16 protein-coding genes are annotated in these 16908 nt (G+C 45.0%); 8 read left to right on the top strand and 8 right to left on the bottom strand.

Annotation, left to right across the window (positions count from 1 at the left end; genetic code table 11):
• Positions 1 to 246: 246 nt before the first annotated feature.
• The 7 genes from dctP to yihU form a co-directional block, all read right to left on the bottom strand.
• Positions 247 to 1296 (bottom strand): TRAP transporter substrate-binding protein DctP, encoded by a 1050-nt coding sequence (gene dctP, locus L3Q72_RS18425; protein ID WP_275133621.1) that lies wholly within the window; start codon positions 1294 to 1296, stop codon positions 247 to 249.
• 52 nt (positions 1297 to 1348) lie between these two features.
• Positions 1349 to 2641 (bottom strand): TRAP transporter large permease, encoded by a 1293-nt coding sequence (locus L3Q72_RS18420; protein ID WP_275133620.1) that lies wholly within the window; start codon positions 2639 to 2641, stop codon positions 1349 to 1351.
• 10 nt (positions 2642 to 2651) lie between these two features.
• The gene (locus L3Q72_RS18415; protein WP_275133619.1) at positions 2652 to 3188 is read right to left on the bottom strand and encodes a TRAP transporter small permease; all 537 of its coding nucleotides are present in this window, start codon (positions 3186 to 3188) and stop codon (positions 2652 to 2654) included.
• A 157-nt stretch (positions 3189 to 3345) separates the two neighbouring features.
• The gene (locus L3Q72_RS18410) at positions 3346 to 4206 is read right to left on the bottom strand and encodes a class II fructose-bisphosphate aldolase (RefSeq protein ID WP_275133618.1); all 861 of its coding nucleotides are present in this window, start codon (positions 4204 to 4206) and stop codon (positions 3346 to 3348) included.
• Between the two features lie 501 nt (positions 4207 to 4707).
• Entirely contained in the window at positions 4708 to 5958 is a 1251-nt protein-coding gene (locus tag L3Q72_RS18405) for an AGE family epimerase/isomerase (protein ID WP_275133617.1), read from the bottom strand.
• Positions 5959 to 6307: 349 nt separating this feature from the next.
• Positions 6308 to 7369 carry an aldose epimerase family protein gene (locus tag L3Q72_RS18400; protein ID WP_275133616.1) on the bottom strand — a complete coding sequence of 354 codons (1062 nt, stop codon included), beginning with the start codon at positions 7367 to 7369 and terminating at the stop codon, positions 6308 to 6310.
• A gap of 26 nt (positions 7370 to 7395) precedes the next feature.
• Positions 7396 to 8289, bottom strand: coding sequence for a sulfolactaldehyde 3-reductase (gene yihU / locus L3Q72_RS18395; RefSeq protein ID WP_275133615.1), 894 nt, complete (start codon positions 8287 to 8289; stop codon positions 7396 to 7398).
• Between the two features lie 204 nt (positions 8290 to 8493).
• Between yihU and L3Q72_RS18390 the strand changes: the two genes are divergently transcribed.
• The 6 genes from L3Q72_RS18390 (at position 8494) to L3Q72_RS18365 (ending at position 14835) form a co-directional block, all read left to right on the top strand.
• On the top strand, positions 8494 to 9381 hold the full coding sequence (locus L3Q72_RS18390) for a PfkB family carbohydrate kinase (RefSeq protein ID WP_275133614.1): 888 nt from the start codon (positions 8494 to 8496) through the stop codon (positions 9379 to 9381).
• 15 nt (positions 9382 to 9396) lie between these two features.
• Positions 9397 to 10155, top strand: coding sequence for a DeoR/GlpR family DNA-binding transcription regulator (locus tag L3Q72_RS18385; protein ID WP_275133613.1), 759 nt, complete (start codon positions 9397 to 9399; stop codon positions 10153 to 10155).
• A gap of 129 nt (positions 10156 to 10284) precedes the next feature.
• A complete protein-coding gene (locus tag L3Q72_RS18380; protein WP_275133612.1) occupies positions 10285 to 10953 on the top strand; it encodes a hypothetical protein in 669 nt (222 codons plus the stop codon).
• 104 nt (positions 10954 to 11057) lie between these two features.
• Positions 11058 to 12245 carry an MFS transporter gene (locus L3Q72_RS18375; RefSeq protein ID WP_275133611.1) on the top strand — a complete coding sequence of 396 codons (1188 nt, stop codon included), beginning with the start codon at positions 11058 to 11060 and terminating at the stop codon, positions 12243 to 12245.
• Positions 12246 to 12277: 32 nt separating this feature from the next.
• Positions 12278 to 12784, top strand: a complete 507-nt coding sequence (locus L3Q72_RS18370; protein WP_275133610.1) for an NUDIX domain-containing protein — start codon at positions 12278 to 12280, stop codon at positions 12782 to 12784.
• 431 nt (positions 12785 to 13215) lie between these two features.
• Positions 13216 to 14835: a fructose-specific PTS transporter subunit EIIC gene (locus L3Q72_RS18365; RefSeq protein WP_275133609.1), complete on the top strand. Its 1620-nt coding sequence runs from the start codon at positions 13216 to 13218 to the stop codon at positions 14833 to 14835.
• A gap of 79 nt (positions 14836 to 14914) precedes the next feature.
• On the opposite strand, the gene L3Q72_RS18360 is transcribed toward L3Q72_RS18365, so the two are convergent.
• The gene (locus tag L3Q72_RS18360; RefSeq protein ID WP_275133608.1) at positions 14915 to 15343 is read right to left on the bottom strand and encodes a universal stress protein; all 429 of its coding nucleotides are present in this window, start codon (positions 15341 to 15343) and stop codon (positions 14915 to 14917) included.
• Positions 15344 to 15613: 270 nt separating this feature from the next.
• Here L3Q72_RS18360 and L3Q72_RS18355 point away from each other — a divergent pair, with 270 nt between their 5' ends.
• Both L3Q72_RS18355 and L3Q72_RS18350 read left to right on the top strand, forming a co-directional pair.
• On the top strand, positions 15614 to 16234 hold the full coding sequence (locus L3Q72_RS18355; protein ID WP_275133607.1) for a LysE family translocator: 621 nt from the start codon (positions 15614 to 15616) through the stop codon (positions 16232 to 16234).
• Between the two features lie 380 nt (positions 16235 to 16614).
• Complete coding sequence (locus L3Q72_RS18350) at positions 16615 to 16902, top strand: hypothetical protein (protein WP_275133606.1); 288 nt, start codon at positions 16615 to 16617, stop codon at positions 16900 to 16902.
• Positions 16903 to 16908: the final 6 nt, after the last annotated feature.

Below are 16908 nucleotides of genomic sequence, written 5' to 3'. Positions count from 1 at the left end.
TGAATTAGCTTATTTTTAATTTCTATTTAAATTAAAAAACTACAAATAAATTAATTCAGTTTGTTTAGTTAAAAAAAACTCGTTCCCACGCTCCGCGTGGTAATGAGGCATTTTGTATACTGCATATTTACCGGTTTGTTCACCCCGTATGCATTCCCACGCAGAGCGTGGGAACGAGGTTGCTGCCTGCCTGGGATAAGGTGGGCAGCCTCCCCAAAAAGGGGAGGAGCTTAGCTTGTTAGCCTATTACTTGAACTGTACTTTGTAGTCAGCGTCAATTTTAGCTTCACAAGTCTTGATTTCGTTCTGGAAGCGGTCAAGCCACTCTTTACCAGTTGAACCAGAGTTAGCCAGGAAGTAGTCACGTACTGGCGCTGCAGCTTTCTGGAATTCAGCTTTTTCAGCCGCTGTTGGGTTGTAGATCTTACCGTTAGCTTTCTTAAACTCTTCGTAAGCTGTGTACTCACGGTGCTTAGGATAAGAACGCAGGTACTGGTTCTGAGCATCGATACCGTCTACAACAACTTGCTTCAGTTCGTCAGGCATTGACTTGAACTTCATGTTGTTGAATACCCATGCACCACCCATGTATGCGTGACCATCAAGTACGATGTAGTCCAGAGACTCATGGAACTTGTTCTGTACGATATCAACGATACCGTTCTTAGTACCATCTACAACACCAGTTGATAGCGCTGTGTATACTTCAGGCCATGAGATAGGAGTTGGAGAACCGCCTAGCTGCTTAACCAGTTCCTGCTGGATTTTAGCAGGTACAGTACGTAGTTTCAGACCTTCAACGTCACCAGGAGCTTTAACCTGCTTCTTAGTCGTTGCAATGTTACGCCAGCCACCAGAGTTAGATACCATCATCAGACGTGAGTTAGGTGCTTTCTTAAGAATGTTCTCACGTACATCACCCAGGAACTCTTCATTGTCGTATACACACTCTGCAACACGGTCATTTGGCAGTACGTATGGCAGGTCGAATGCACCGATTGGCTGCCAGTAGTTAGCCAGCTCAGCGATAGTCGTCTGGAAGTAGTCGAACATACCAGCCTGAATACCAGCAAGACACTCTTTAGCATTGCTACATAGCTGACCAGATGGGTAGATATCTACTTCAATCGCACCGTTTGAACGAGATTCAACGTAGTTCTTGAATACTAGTAGAGACTGGTGGTTGTAGCTTTCCAGATTAGATACGTGTGGCACAGTCAGTTTAAAGTCAGCAGCGTTTGCAGCGCCAGAAGCTAAAATTGCTGTTGTAGCTAATCCAAGTAGTGTTTTTTTCATGTTATGTTCCTTATAGGATCTTGTTTTAAGTTTCACGATTTATTTCAATTGATTATTGCATTACGCCTAGTGCTTTAGGCAGACCAATAACCAAATCAGGGAAGAACGATATTAAGAAGATGATCAGGAATTCAATAATGATGAATGGAATGATCGCCTTCGAAATTTTTTGTAGCGGCATACCGGATACGCCTGATGCCACGAACAGTACCAGCCCCATTGGTGGTGTCGCCAGACCGATTGACAGGTTGATACACATGATCACACCGAAGTGAACCGGGTCGACGCCTGCGTTAATCATAATTGGCGCGATAATTGGAGCGAAGATCAGGATTGCAGGACCCGCATCCAGGAACATGCCAACAATGAATAAGAACACGTTGATGATAAAGAACAGCATCAGTGGATCATTAGTGATTCCAGCGAAGAAGTCGTTCACCATGTTCGAGATGCCTGAGAAGCTGATTGCCGAAGCAAAGCCACTTGCTGCTGCAACAATGATAAGTACCGCTGCGGCGTTGACTGCTACCTTAGTAAAGAGTACGTAGGTTGCTTTCAGGTTAGTTACTTTAATCACATATACAGACAGGAAGATTGCGTAAGCAACGGCAACCGCTGCCGCTTCTGTCGGAGTAAAGATACCGCCGTAGATACCACCCAGGATGATAACCGGAGTAAGCAGTGGCAGAATCGCCAGCTTAAGGCTTTGACGTCGCTCCAGCTTATTTGCGCGAGGCAGAGGCTGAACATCAGGGTATTTACGAATTTGTATACGGTTAACCAGCATCAGACCCAGGCAGAAAATAAGACCAGGTACGATACCTGCGATAAACATCGCTGCAACCGAGGTGTTCATTACGAATGCGTATAGCAGCATCAGACCAGATGGCGGAATGATGTTACCTATGATAGTCGCAGCCGCTGTCAGTGCCGCAGAGTAACTTGTGTCGTACTTGTACTTCTTCATCTCAGGCAACAGCATGTTACCGATAGCTGAAGTTGCCGCTACCGCAGAACCTGTCAGTGCACCGAACAGAGTAGACGTCAGGATTACCACGTGACCCAGACCACCACGAAGGTGCTGAACGCGTGCCTGTGCAAAGGCGATAATACGAGGTGTGATACCACCGCTTGACATCGCTTCACCTGCCAGCATAAAGAATGGCAGAGCCAGTAGCAGGAAGTTGTCCAGACCAGAGTACAGACGCTGGTATAGCATGTTGATAAACAGCACTTGATCATTCTGGAAGAAGGTAATGATCGGAGCCAGGCCCAGTGCGAATAGTACAGGCACACCAAGAAGCAGGAATGCCATAAAGTAGAGAACGAAAATAGGAGAAACCATGATAAAACCTCTACTTCGCCGCTGGAGCAGCTACTTCAGCCTGCTCTTGATTGAAATGGATAAGTTTGTGTAGCGAACCTGCCAGCTTCTGTAGTGCAAACGAGCAAGAGATCGCCAGCATTACCGGTGGAATGATGTAGATTGCGTACATCGGGATTGGCAGACTGTCAGCCATTACTGAACCGGTTTGGAAGAATGAGTAACCAAAGTAAATCCAGATTGCGAACAGGGCTAAACTTGCAATGTGTGCAAAGACCATAAGAGCCTCAAATATGCGAGTGTTCTTAAGTTTGTCGGTAACAAAAGTCATTGCAATGTTTCTATCTTCAAGATAGATAATTGGCAGACAGAGGTATGTCATGTAGATCATCAGAAAGCGTGATGATTCGTCCGTCCAGCCAAGTGGTGTGTTCAGAAGGTATCGAAATGCTACCTGGACGATTACAATCACTGTCATCACCAGCAGGAAGAAACCTGCAATATTTGCAGTCCAGCGAGCGATTGGCGCATTGATTGTGTTTAATGCTCTTTCTATTGCTTTTAGCATAGAATCACCAAAATAATTATTATCGATTAAGTCGTTTAAACAACACATTGTCTACTGAATGACATTGATAACTCAGTTGACCGTTCTGTTCTTTGAACCTTTTCACAGTCGTTGACAATGTGTCGTTTTTTGTAGGGTTTATGTCACATAAATGACATTAAGCTTTGCCGTTTGAACCAAACAGGCGGATTTTGTGTTTAACAACTTCCATCATTGAAGCGATACCAGAGTTGTTTGCATCAGCCAGGATTACGTCTTCAGGCTTCTCTGCCCAGTAAGATTTAACACCTGCGATAAAGCCCTGACGAAGCTCTGTATCAACGTTGATTTTTGCAACGCCGCGCTTAACAGCTTCAACAACCTGATCATCAGGAACACCTGAACCACCGTGCAGTACGATTGGTTTCTTAACCGCTTCTTTGATTTCGCTCAGACGGTCAAACTTAAGCTCTGGAGTGGTTTTGTAAACGCCGTGAGCCGTACCGATAGAAACAGCAAGGTAGTGAACGCCAGTGCGCTCAGAGAAGTCCAGTGCTTCTTCAACTGTTGTGATCATCGCGTCTTTTTCATCAACTGTGATGTCATCTTCAGTACCGCCGATCTTACCGATTTCACCTTCAGCGCCAAGGCCAAGTGCATCAGCTACATCAACAACAGCTTTAGTGATGCGGATGTTCTCTTCAAACGGAAGTGCAGAGCCATCAAACATCAGTGACTGGAAGTCACGAGTTGCAGCTTCCATGCACTGTTCGAACTTACGGCTGTGGTCAAGGTGAATACAAACCGGAACAGTGATGTTGTGGTGTTTGATAAGAGAGTCAACAGCAGCGCGTAGTGGACCCATGCCCATTTCGTTAATAGCCTTTTGGCCAATCTGTAGCATGAATGGAGACTGTTCTTCCTGAGCTGCAAGAAGTACTGCTTTGATGGTTTCCAGGTTGTGAGCAGTGAAAGCACCGATTGCATAACCGTTTTCCCATGCTTCCTGAATCATTTTCTTACCAGATACGTAAGGCATTGTTGAATTCCTCTGTTATTCATTTGTTTCGTTAAGGCAAAATTACCAGTCAACGGGATGCAATTCTGTTAGTTATGTATCATTTTTTGACATAAAGAATCAGAAATGGACATTTTTGAGCGTTGGGGCACATCTTTCAAGGGAAAAAAGCGGGTTGTTTTGAGCGTTTTTAGTTGGCGAGGGGCTTTTTTGTAAAGTTTGAGTAATAAATCGGACATATTGCGAGTTATTCTCGTTTCCATACTCAGTTACCCGATGTTGGGCTAACGATCGCCTTGTTCCCATGCTCCGGCGTGGGAATACAGACCAGAGCTAAAGATATCGAGGAAAATTTAGCGATCCTGGTTTGGATGTTGTGGTCGTAGATCGGTGGAATAGGCTATGGGGTTATGGGGTTATGGGGTAATGGGGTTATGGGGTAATGAGGAGGGGAAGGCTTGGAGGGCGGTATGCGTTCCCACGCCGGAGCGTGGGAACGAGTTAAGGTGCTGATTTTCAGGGTTATTTCATGTCCTGATCCAGCAGGCCTTCAGCAAGTGCTGGTGCCAGACCCGGAGTCAGAGGCAGACGTGGAATAACAAGACAGTGCATCAGGTGGTAGATATCCTGCTTACCATCCCAAACAACGCTTGTGCCAGCCTGGTTGTTTACGTCCAGTTCCTGCCACCATGAGCAACCTTCATAATCCATCAGGTAAGTACGGCAGTAATCCCACCATGTGCGGTACCAGTCTTCGTACTTCTTGTTACCTGTTACTGTGTACAGAGCATAAGCCGTACCCAGTGCTTCAACCGGAGCCCAGCGGATACGCTCACGTACAACCGGCTTGCCGTCCCAGTCTACAGAGTAAACAAAGCCAGGTGCGCCATCTACGTGCCATGCATCGCGAACCGTTGCGTCAAACAGACCGATTGCATCTTCCAGCATCCAGCTCGGCGCTTCAGCACCAATTTTAAGCAGTGTTGCGCGCAGGTGACAGATCAGGCGACCCCACTCGATCCAGTGACCAGGAGTACCGCCGTATGCACGGAAGTGGCTTGCTGGTGTCTCTTTGTTGTAGTCTGGTAGTGGATTCCAGTCTGCATCGAAGTGCTCGTTTACACGGTAGCTCAGACCTTTTGCAGTCTTGTTGATCATGAACTCAGTGATGTTAAGTGCGCGATCCAGCCACTTCTTGTCACCGGTTACATCGTAAACGATAAGGAATGCTTCAACAGAGTGCATTGCCATGTTACCGCCACGGTAGTCTTCGGTCTCAGTCCATGCACGGTCCCACGACTCGTAACACATCTGCTTCTCTTCAACCCAGAAGTGCTCTTCGTAAACGCTGATGGCTTCTTCAAGCAGTGCTTTTGCACGAGGGTGGCCTGTTGTTACAGCACTTGCTGCGCCAAGTAGAGCGAATGCATGCTGGTAGCCCTGCTTGGACTCATCCATGATGCCTTCGCCTTCGTTGTCGATAGTAGCGAACCAGCCGCCGTGAGTTTTGTCTTTCAGAGGACCTTCAAGTGCAGCAATACCGTGCTCAACTAAATCCATTGCACCCGGACGACCCATCAGAGCAGCCAGAGAGTAACAGTGCAGCATACGAGCTGTGATCCAAAGGCGTGTGCCCATCTCTTCACGAACGTTACCGTTATTGCCAATCCAACCAAATCCGTTTGGCACAACAGCGTTTCTGCCAAATTCAAAGATTCGATCAGTTTCAGTTTCCAACCAAGAGTTATGGGATCGGGTATTAATCCACTTCATGAAATTGTTCCTCGTTAATGTTTGTTGCTACACAAATTACCAGTCGGTAGCTTTCAATTCTGTTAATTATGTATCACTTTCTGACATTAATGGTCAGAAATGGACATTTTTGAGCGTTAGGGCACATCTAATGTCCGTTTTTAATGCTTAAAAAAGCGCCCGGTGGAGCGCTTGTGCTGTTAGCTCCTCCCCTTTTGAAGGGGAGGTTGGGAGGGGTTAATTCCACAAATCTTAAAGGTTTCAGGAAGCTTGCTAGCTTCAGAGGACTTAACCCCCTCTAACTCCCCCTTGAAAAAGGGGGAGAACCCAATTGGCTCTGTCTGCAAACTGAAGCCAAAGAAATTACTTATTACTTCACACCAAACCGGTGAATCGTCTTCTCCTCAAACACCTCGCCCGGATTCAGGCGGGTAGTAGGGAAGTGAGCCTGGTTCGGGCTGTCCGGGAAGTGCTGGGTTTCCAGACACATTCCGCCCCATGATTCATACTTAAAGCCGTTACGGCCAAACCATGGTTTGTTGGAAAGTTTAAATCCGCTGTAGAACTGAACCCCAGGCTGGGTGGTCAGTACTGTCATAACACGGCCTGACTCTGGCTCATACACCTCTGCGGCAAATGCGTACTCACCTTCGGTGTCGCGTTTGTGCAGGATAAAGTTATGGTCGAAGCCGTCTTCCGGAATATTCAGCTTGTTTTCACCGATAATGGCCGGGGAAGTGAAATCCATACCGCTGCCTTTCACTGAAAGGATCTCACCGGTAGGAATCGATTTTTCGGTTACCGGAGTGTAGTAGTCACAAAACAGTTTAAGCTGGTGGCCTTCTACTGAACCTGAATCATGACCGGCCAGATTGTAGTAACTGTGGTTTACCAGGTTCACTACGGTTGGCTTGTCTGTGGTTGCCTTAAAGTTGTAATGCAGTTGGTTGGACTCATCCAGACCTACAGTGTGCATCACATTCATGGTGCCGCCATAGCCGGATTCGCCGTCTGGAGAAACACGGTTAAAGTGAACGAAGATACCGGATTCGTTCTCTTCAACTGAGTAATCCCAAACGTACTTATCGAAGCCTTTGGTTCCGCCATGAAGGTGCTGAACCGTTGGTGGTTCGTTGGTTTCCAGCTGATACTGAATTCCGTCAAGTGAGTACTTACCATCTTTGATGCGGTTGGCATAACGCCCTGCAATCGCACCAAAGAAAGGGTGACCTGCCAGATATTTATCAAGGTTTTCGTAACCAAGAACCACATCCGCCAGCTCGCCCTTGCGATCCGGTGTTTCGATGGAGGTTACTATGCAGCCGTAGTTGGTTACTGACACTTTCATGCCGTTTTTATTTTTCAGGGTAAACAGCTGAACAGGCTTGTCCTGACCTTCCACACTGCCCCATGGGGTAATAGTTAATTCCACGTTTGTTCCACCAGATTCTTGTTCAGTTATTTGATTTTTGGTTCAAGACCAGAAGTCACACGAAGCTGCTCAAGAACTGCAGTCCAGTCCTGACGGCCACGACCTGCTGCTTTAGCGATGCTGTAAAGCTCACGAGAAGCTGCGCCACAAGGCATTGGAACGTGTACCTGGTTAGCCAGATCCAGTGCGATGCCAAGGTCTTTGTGTGCAAGGTCAATCATAAATGCAGGATCAAGGTTGCCCGCAAGTACTTTGCCAGGCCATGTAGTCGTGAAGTGGCCTTTACCTGCTGGTGTGCCGCTCATTACTTTCATTGCTGCATCAAAGTCCAGGCCAATCGCTTCAGCCAGAGTTGCTGCTTCCGCAGAAAGTGCGTTCAGAGCGATACTCATGTAGTTGTTGATCACTTTTACACGGATACCTTTACCCTGGCCGCCACAATCCACAGTTTCGTTACCCATGCTGTCAAACAGAGGCTGAGCTTTCGCGATCTGCTCTTTAGTACCGCCAGCCATGATAAGAAGCTCGCCGCGTACTGCGTGATCAGAAGTACGGCCAACCGGTGCTTCCATCATTTCAAAACCAGCGTCTGCCATATCTTTAACCAGTGCATCTGTTTCAAGCGGGTGGATAGTAGACATATCGATCAGAAGCGCATCTTTGCTCATTGTGCTTGTGATGCTGTTCTCACCGAACACAACACCGCGAACCAGCGCACCATTTGGTAGCATAGTTACGATAAACTCAGAACCGTTTGCTGCTTCTGCAGGAGAAGCTGCCGCTGCTGCACCCTGGTCAACAAGCGTCTTTACTGCTGCTTCATTGATATCAAAAACTTTAAGAGAGTGACCGTCCTTGATTAGGTTAGCCGCCATTGCGCTACCCATTTGACCAAGACCAATAAAACCGATAGTTGACATGTGTTCTTCCTTATTTGCGTATTTTGCATTGAGATAATGGTGACAAATATAACGTTTTCACAAAAAACAACCGTAACCAATGTCACAAAATGTTGTTTTATGTTCATTTGATGTCGTTTTGTGATTATCGTCTCAACGAAAATGCTGTTTTTTCATATAATGGCAACATCCCTACGTACCCAAACAGAGAAGAGAATTAATCAAATGGCAATCGCGTGTCTTGGAATTACAGTATTAGATAGAATTCAGCGTGTACAAGCACTACCAACGACTGGTGGTAAATATGTAGCGACGGATTACTTTGAGGTTGGTGGTGGCCCTGCAGCGACAGCAGCTGTTGCCGTCGCAAAAATGGGCAAGCAGGTTGACTTTATCGGCCGTGTCGGCGGAGACTCAGTGGCTGACACAATGCTGAAAGAGCTGTCTGGTTACGGTGTTGGCGTAGAAAACATGGTACGCATTCCTGAAGCAACTTCAGCGTTCTCAGCAATTCTGGTGGATGATGAAGGTGAGCGTATGATCATCAACTATCAGGATAAGTCTTTGAGCAGAGACGTAAAACCGCTTGAAGCTGTCGATTTCTCAACATACGAAACCATCCTTTGTGATGTAAGATGGCCGGAAGGTGCCAAATACGCGCTTGAGCAGGCGAAAAAGTATTCTATTCCTTCAGTGCTGGATGCTGACATTTGTCCCGATCCGATAGAAGACTTAGTAAAACTTGCTGATCATATTGCATTTTCTGAGCCTGGACTGGCAAAATTCGCCGAAACAGAGGATCCGATTGAAGGGTTAAAAATTGCTCAGAAAAAGACAAAAGGCAAAGTTTATGTTACTGTCGGGGCAAAAGGGTGCTACTGGCTTGAGAATGGTGAGTTAAAGCATCAGGAAGGTAAGGTTGTAGATGTTGTAGATACGACTGGTGCGGGCGATGTATTCCATGGAGCGCTTGCTGTTGCGGTTGCAGAGCAGATGGAAACTCGTCAGGCAGTTATATTTTCTAACACAGTTGCAGCACTGAAATGTACACAACGAGGCGGACGTGAAGGTATTCCTGAGCGGAGTACTGTGGAAGCCGATATGGCAAGTTAATAGACAAAGGTTATCATGACTAATCCAAGACAAGACAAATTACTACAGTTAGTTATTGATAAAGGTTACTGTACCGTCGAGGAATTGGCTGAAATCTTAGAAGTTTCAACACAAACCATCAGACGGGATATCAAAAAGCTTAGCGATGAAAGATTGCTGGTTCGCCATCATGGCGGAGCCAGCTCTCCTTCCAGTACAGTTAACCTTGATTACGAGATTCGTAAGGTATCTGAAACAGAAGAGAAAAACGCCATTGGTGAGCGTATTACTCAGATGATCCCCGATAACTCAACGATATTCCTTACCATAGGTACAACAACGGAAATCATTGCCAGTCATCTGTTGAAGAAAAACAACATACAGGTGATAACCAACTCTCTGAGAGTGGCAAATGTGCTTCATACCAACAAAAGCTTCGATGTGCTGATCCCAAGCGGTAAAGTGCGGGCGAAAAATGGTGGTATTGTCGGAACCGAAGCGCTGGAATTTATTAAAAATTTCCGCTTTGACTATATGATCACCAGTGCCGGCTCTATGGATGTGGATGGTACTCTGCTTGAGTATGACTTGAATGAAACAGCGATTGCTCAGGAAGTGATGAAGTCGGCAAGAAACGTATTTGTTGCGCTGGACTCAACTAAATATGTCCCTAAAGGGTCCATTGAGCTTGGTAATGTCAAAGAAGCAACCGTTTTCTTCACCGATGTGAAACCTTCGGCAGAAATCTGTGATCTACTTGAAGGAAATGACGTTAAACTGGAAATTTGCAATTAATTCTCAGTTCTGTTCTTTACTTCTTAGAGTTAGGACTCTACTTTTTACTCATGCTTTGTAAACTGCGGAAAGGTCTGTGAGATTCAACTCTCAGGACTTTCCGTTGTTCTTTAATTTGCAAGGATGGGTATGATTCAATTCAGTAAGCGACGTCTGAGGCTATTTCCCTCAAAAACAGATATCAGCGAACAGGGTTTTTTCACTCCTGACAGTGATCAGCTGTCTGAGTTTATTGCCCGTGAAAATGAGGGACGTTCCAAGGTTGTTACTCTTGATTTTTCAGCCTCGACGGCAAGTTACGATTTTTCTGAATTAAATAACACTCTGATTAACTATTCCCCCCATTTTAATGATTACGTTGGAAATACCTTCCGCTGCTTTATTGCAGCATCAATGCGTGAGATGGATGCCATCAAGCTAAAATGGAACAGAACCCGGCATTATACTATTGAGGAGTTGTTCGATGATATTATCGAGCAGTTGCGAATGAACAATGCTGACATGATCCGGGTTGTTAACTTAATCACTCAGGTACGCAAGGTACTCGTTACTGGTTGTTCAAATAACTTGTTTGAAACACAAATTCTGAATGTTCTGACAATGCTGGATATTATGAGGCAACAGGTGTCGGGCGGAACAGAGGCCGGGGCAAAATGGGTTGTGTTCTGCCTGCATTCTGGCTATATCTACCGCTCCCCTTATGCTGAGTCTCTGAAAGAGATTCATTATTTGATATCAGGCAATTCAGCCGCTTTGGGAATCGAGTTTGTCTCGGAAGATTCTCAGAGCTTTAGCTAATTACTGGTATTGGTATAACTTCATTGTGACAGCAAGGTTTAGTGAATATTAAATTAGCGGTATGCTATCCTGCACTTAAACAATGACTTAATATCGAGATACCAGTGAATACCTCCGCTAATAAATCCTCATGGCAGACTCCTCAGCTCTTCCTTATTCTGATATCTGTTGTGGTGACAATCTCTTTCTCCAGCTGGCAGGCGTTGCTAAATAACTTTGTTGTTGAGAAGGCAGGTTTTACCGGGGCTGATATCGGCCTGCTGCAAAGTGTCCGGGAAATCCCGGGGTTTCTTGCTTTTAGCGTGGTATTTGTATTGCTGTTTATTCGTGAGCAGCGATTTATCCTGCTTTCACTGGCGATGCTTGCCGTTGGTACGGCTATTACCGGCTTTTTCCCGTCAGTCGGAGGCTTGCTTTGCACCACATTGCTTATGTCCACCGGGTTTCACTATTTTGAAACCCTGAAGCAGTCGCTCTCTTTGCAGTGGCTGAGTAAGGAAGAGGCGCCTGAGATGTTAGGCAAGCTGATTTCCGTTGGTGCTTTTGCGTCCCTGTGCACCTATGCAGGTTTATGGCTGCTTCTTGAACAGTTACAGCTCGATTATATCTGGATCTATATGATCACTGGCGGAGCGTCGCTTTTGCTTATTCTGTTTATTGCTGTCAACTTTCCATCTTTTGAGTCTCATACGCCACAGACGAAAAAGCTGGTATTGCGCAAGCGCTACTGGCTTTACTACGCACTGACTTTTATGAGCGGTGCCCGCAGGCAGATCTTCACTGTATTTGCCGGTTTTTTGATGGTAGAAAAATTTCAGTACTCGGCCGCTGATATTTCTTTGCTGTTTCTGATCAACTATGGGTTTAACTGGCTGTTTGCCAAAAAGATTGGCCGTATGATAGGTAAGTATGGAGAGCGTAAGGCTCTGATCGTGGAATACATTGGCCTTGGAATTGTATTTACCGGATATGCATTTGTCAGTACGGCTGAATGGGCAGCCGCGCTTTATGTTGTTGACCATCTGTTTTTTGCCCTGGCTCTGGCAATAAAAACCTATTTCCAGAAGATTGCCGACCCGGCGGACATGGCCTCAACTGCCGGCGTTTCATTTACTATCAACCATATTGCCGCTGTTGTTATCCCGGTAAGCTTTGGCCTTATCTGGCTGATATCACCGTCAGCGGTTTTCCTGCTTGGCACTTTAATGGCCGCAGTTTCTCTTCTTCTTTCCCTTAATATTCCTGAAAAGCCACAACAGGGTAATGAAGTGCGGGTACTGAGCTGGAACTAATCAATAATCTTAATTAAGCATAAGGTATAGCGATGGAATACTGTCCTTCATGCGGAGCTAAGGCTCTGCAGACCAATTTTTTACCGACCAGACAATTTGTATGTAATAAGTGCGATTTTACCCTGTTTCAGAATACCGCTGCGGCGGTGATGGTGGCGCTTATCTGCGGTGATGAACTGCTGGTTGCCATTCGCGGGCGGGAGCCTGGCCTGGGAATGTGGGATCTGCCGGGCGGATTTGTTGATCCGGACGAATCTTTGGAGCAAGCGGTAATCAGGGAGCTTGAAGAAGAGCTTCACTATACAGTGTCTAACCCCCGCTATGTCGCATCCAATCCCAATACCTATTTGTATAAGGATGTTGAATACAAAACACTTGATGCCTTTTATGTCGTTGAGCTTGATAATAAGCCGGATTTAATGCCTGCCGATGATGTTGCCGATGTTCTTTGGGTTAGCCTGAATGATATCGATTTGGATAAATTTGCCTTTGTCTCTGCAAAGCGCGCCATTAACCTATTGAAAAATCAAAAGCTCTGATTTTTTATGGGCATAAATTTGTTAGGACCTATTTGTATTACTAGATACCAATAACGCCCAGTTTATGCCTTCTTATTCTTTTGGACTCTTAAAAGTCAATTCAACTTGTCTCTAATTTGTATTTTTTGTCTTATTGGTTTTCAGATCAACTAATCATAAATGAGGCCCTTCATACCGCCTTGTTGTGATCGTGATCTCATTTTGTGGCTGTATGTAGTGAAAACAACACTGCAATAAACTTGTATTAATGTTGTGCTCGTCACACTTAATACCTATCCAATACAAAAAAGAGTCGAATGTGACGATTATCACGGAACAATAGAACAAATTGAGTAATTATATAGTCATTGAGTGATTCACTGGTTGCTCATAGAACTTTAAACGAGATTACTTAATCTCAGGTTTATAGAGACGAAACAAAGGATCAGAACATGAAAATCTTAGCTATTACAGCATGTACTGCGGGCGTTGCCCATACGTACATGGCAGCAAAGAACCTTGAGAACAAAGCCAAAGCACGTGGCTGGGAAATCAAGGTAGAAAAACAAGGTGCTAACGGTATTGATGATCGTATCACAGCACAAGACGTAGCAGCGGCTGACGGTATCATTTTTGCAACTGACGTAGGTGTTGCTGAGATTGAACGTTTTGAAAGTCTGCCATCTGTTCAGGGCAAAGTAAAAGACGGTATCAAGCAAGCTGACGAAATGATGGATGCGCTTGAAGCTAAAGTTAAAGCTGGCGGCGCAGCTCCTAAAGCTTCAACTGGCGGCTTCCAGGAAGCAGCTGAAGAAGGCAGCAACGACAACATCGTTATGAAGTTCCTGAAAGATTGGTACAAAGGCGCACTATCAGGCGTATCGCACATCATTCCTCTTGTAATAATCGGTGGTCTTTGTGTAGGTCTACTAAACCTATTCTTCGGTTACGATTATACCCACCTTTATGATGAAGGCATCCTGGTTGAATACACTGGCAAAACATACGCTGACCTTGGCATTCTGAATGCTGCTGAAGGTCTGAAGAACAGCGAGATCGGTGCGATTAAGAAAGAAGTTTACGCTGCAATTGCTCAACCTGAAGCAAAAGCGCAGTTCGAAGGCTCTTTCCAGGGTATCGTACACTTCCTGTACTACAGTACGCTGAAAGCATTTAACCCACTACTAATCTGTGTGCTGGCGGCATTTACAGCTTACGGTATGGTTGGTAAGCCAGGTCTTGCTCCAGGTTTCGTAGGTGGTTACGTTGCAGTTGGTGGCGGCTTCGGTAAGATTTCTATCATGACCGGTGGTTTCCTTGGTGGCCTAGTAGCTGGTGCAGCAGCAGCGATGTTCGTAATGCTTGTTCGTCAGATTAAGGTACCGGCAGTACTGGAATCGGTTAAGATGATTATCATCACTCCGCTACTTGCAGGTGTGCTGACTCTAATCTTCATGTACGCTGGCCCTGGTAAAATCTTCGCTGAGCTGAACTCTGGTCTTGTTAGCTGGCTAACATCAATGGGTACTGGTAACCTTCTGATTCTTGGCTTCATCCTTGGTGCAATGGCATGTTTCGACATGGGTGGTCCGGTAAACAAAGCGGCTTACATGTTCTGTATCGGTGTGGGTACAAGTGGTAGCTTCGACGGTGATGCATCTATCTTCTACGCAGCATTTACTGCAGCGAAATGTATCCCAGGTATGTCTCTAGGTATCATGGCATTCCTATTCAAGCGCTTCTTCGACGAGGAAGACCGCCTGGCAGGTCCTTCAACAGCAATCCTGGGCTTCTGTGGTATCACTGAAGGTGCAATCCCTTACGCTGTTAAAGACCCAATGCGTATCATCCCGGCTCACATGATTGGTGGTGGTGTTGCATCAGGCCTGATTCTTTCTTCAAAGATTACAATCGGTACGGTTGCAGGTGGTGCGGTATTCATGCTACCAGTAATCAGCCAGCCACTAACATGGCTAACATACTTCGTAATCGGTATCGCAGTTTCTATGGCAATCACTATCGGCCTGAAACTGATGAGCAAAGACGCGAAAGCAGCAGCAGCTGAAGCTTAATTAACAGCTAAAGTTTGAAAGAAATAAAAAGAGATGTCGTAAGACATCTCTTTTTTTGCGTTTTAATAAAGTAGTAAAACTACTTAAGCGAAACCACAAACAGATCCACATCCACAGATTTCATTAAATCAGCTGCGGTTGAAAACAGTGAGTGCCAGAAGTCATGGTGATGACAACATACCACTAAATCCACACCTTCTTCTTTGATCGCTTTTTCGATCTCTTCGCTAATACTTTTATCGCCAACCAGAACATTTTTGATTGGGTAATCAGCGATTTCAGCCAGTGCTTCCATCTTTTCAACAAGGTCGGTAGCTTCTTCTTTATCAATCTTAGCCCGGGCTGGAGTCAGACCAACCATATTGTAATGATCGAGTCTGTATACTTCATCGGCGCAGAGCATGGATAATTCAGCATCGGTTGCCTTAGCTATCATCACCGCCTTTTCGATTAACAACTTGGTATTTTCTGAAGGATCCAGAGCAACTAATATATGTTTGTAACTCATAATATTACCTCCATGTTTCTTTGTTGCACTTTTAGTGTAGTACAGGTCTAAGTACATGGTTTTATATAATTTTGGTTGTTCTATTTGATTAATTTGTCCTAATAAATTTCTGTTAGTAAGACCTATTGTTGAACTTATCCAAATCCATGTATTACTCGTAAAACCTTATTTCATCTTTTTCTTGTTTGAACTCAATCACAAATATAGATTTGCCGCATAATTCGCGGTAAGTTATCGGTATAAGAATGTTTGTTTTTGCAAGGATTACCAATGAACCCGGCGCTTCTGAGTATGTTTATCCCCACCTTTTTCTTTGTCTCTATTACTCCGGGTATGTGTATGACTCTGGCCCTGAGTCTGGGTATGAGTGTCGGCTATAAAAGAACCTTATGGATGATGGCGGGCGAAGTGGTTGGCGTGGCCTTGGTTGCCATAGCGGCTGTTTTGGGTATTGCGGCCATCATGCTTAACTACCCCTGGTTATTTGTTGCTTTTAAAGTGATAGGGGCGAGCTACCTGTTTTATCTGGGCGTGCAGATGTGGCTTTCCAGAGGCAAGCTGGCCATCAGTGACGACAACATACAGCAGGAAGCGGGAACGCAGTGGGAGCTGGTTATTCAGGGCTTTGTGACCGCAATAGCAAACCCGAAGGGATGGGCATTTATGATCTCCTTATTGCCGCCATTTATCGATCACAGTAAGCCAATTACTACTCAGCTAATTCTGTTGGTTGGAATCATAATGATCTCAGAGTTTGTCTGCATGACCCTGTACGCGACCGGAGGAAAAGGGCTAAAAAGAGTGCTTGGGCATTCAAAAAATGTACGTTTGATGAATCGTATTTCCGGAACCCTGATGATGGGCGTCGGAATTTGGCTATTTTTGAGCTGAAAATTTAAAATTGACTAAGACTCTATAACTAAAATCTTTTTTCTCTTCGGATTGTGAATTTGTAATTGCATAAGATATCGAATGAATATATTATGTATATACAAACGATATCTAAGGAGAAAGACTATGAAGCCGGTAATGATAGAACAACCAGGTTTTGGTTTACTTGAACGCATCAGCCTATTTGCTTTTACAATTATGTGCCTGGTGTTCTCACTAACATAAGTTGTGTCATAAATAGCAATGCAAAAACCGCCTTCAAGGCGGTTTGCTTTTTTATGGGCTTATCGATACAGGCTGAAACATTTTGTTTGTATAGAGAGGATATCTTTATGGTATCTTGTTGCGAGTTTTTACGGATAAACAAGAGCCTGAAGCGCATGATGAAGTTAGAAGAAATTGTACAAATAATAGAGCTGACAGACACAGACAGTTTTTCTGAAGCGATTGAAACCTTTAATTGTGAAGGGATCATTCCGGATTCAGCACTGCCTTTTATGAATGTCGTGTTTGACAAAGCTCCGGCTCAGTTATGTGCAAAGCTAACAGATGCTGGATTTAAAGGTGAGCCTGTTGTTGTGAAGTCTGAGAAACCGACAGTAACAGCATCATATGTCGTTTATGACTCGCTGCGCTATAACTTGTCTGATTTGAAGGATTTTGTATAACCTGGC

The sequence above is a fragment of the Vibrio sp. JC009 genome, from assembly GCF_029016485.1.
In the GTDB taxonomy this organism is placed as follows: Bacteria; Pseudomonadota; Gammaproteobacteria; order Enterobacterales; family Vibrionaceae; genus Vibrio.
The sequence above is the reverse complement of the archived record's forward strand: the minus strand, read 5'-3'. Positions and strand labels throughout refer to the sequence as shown.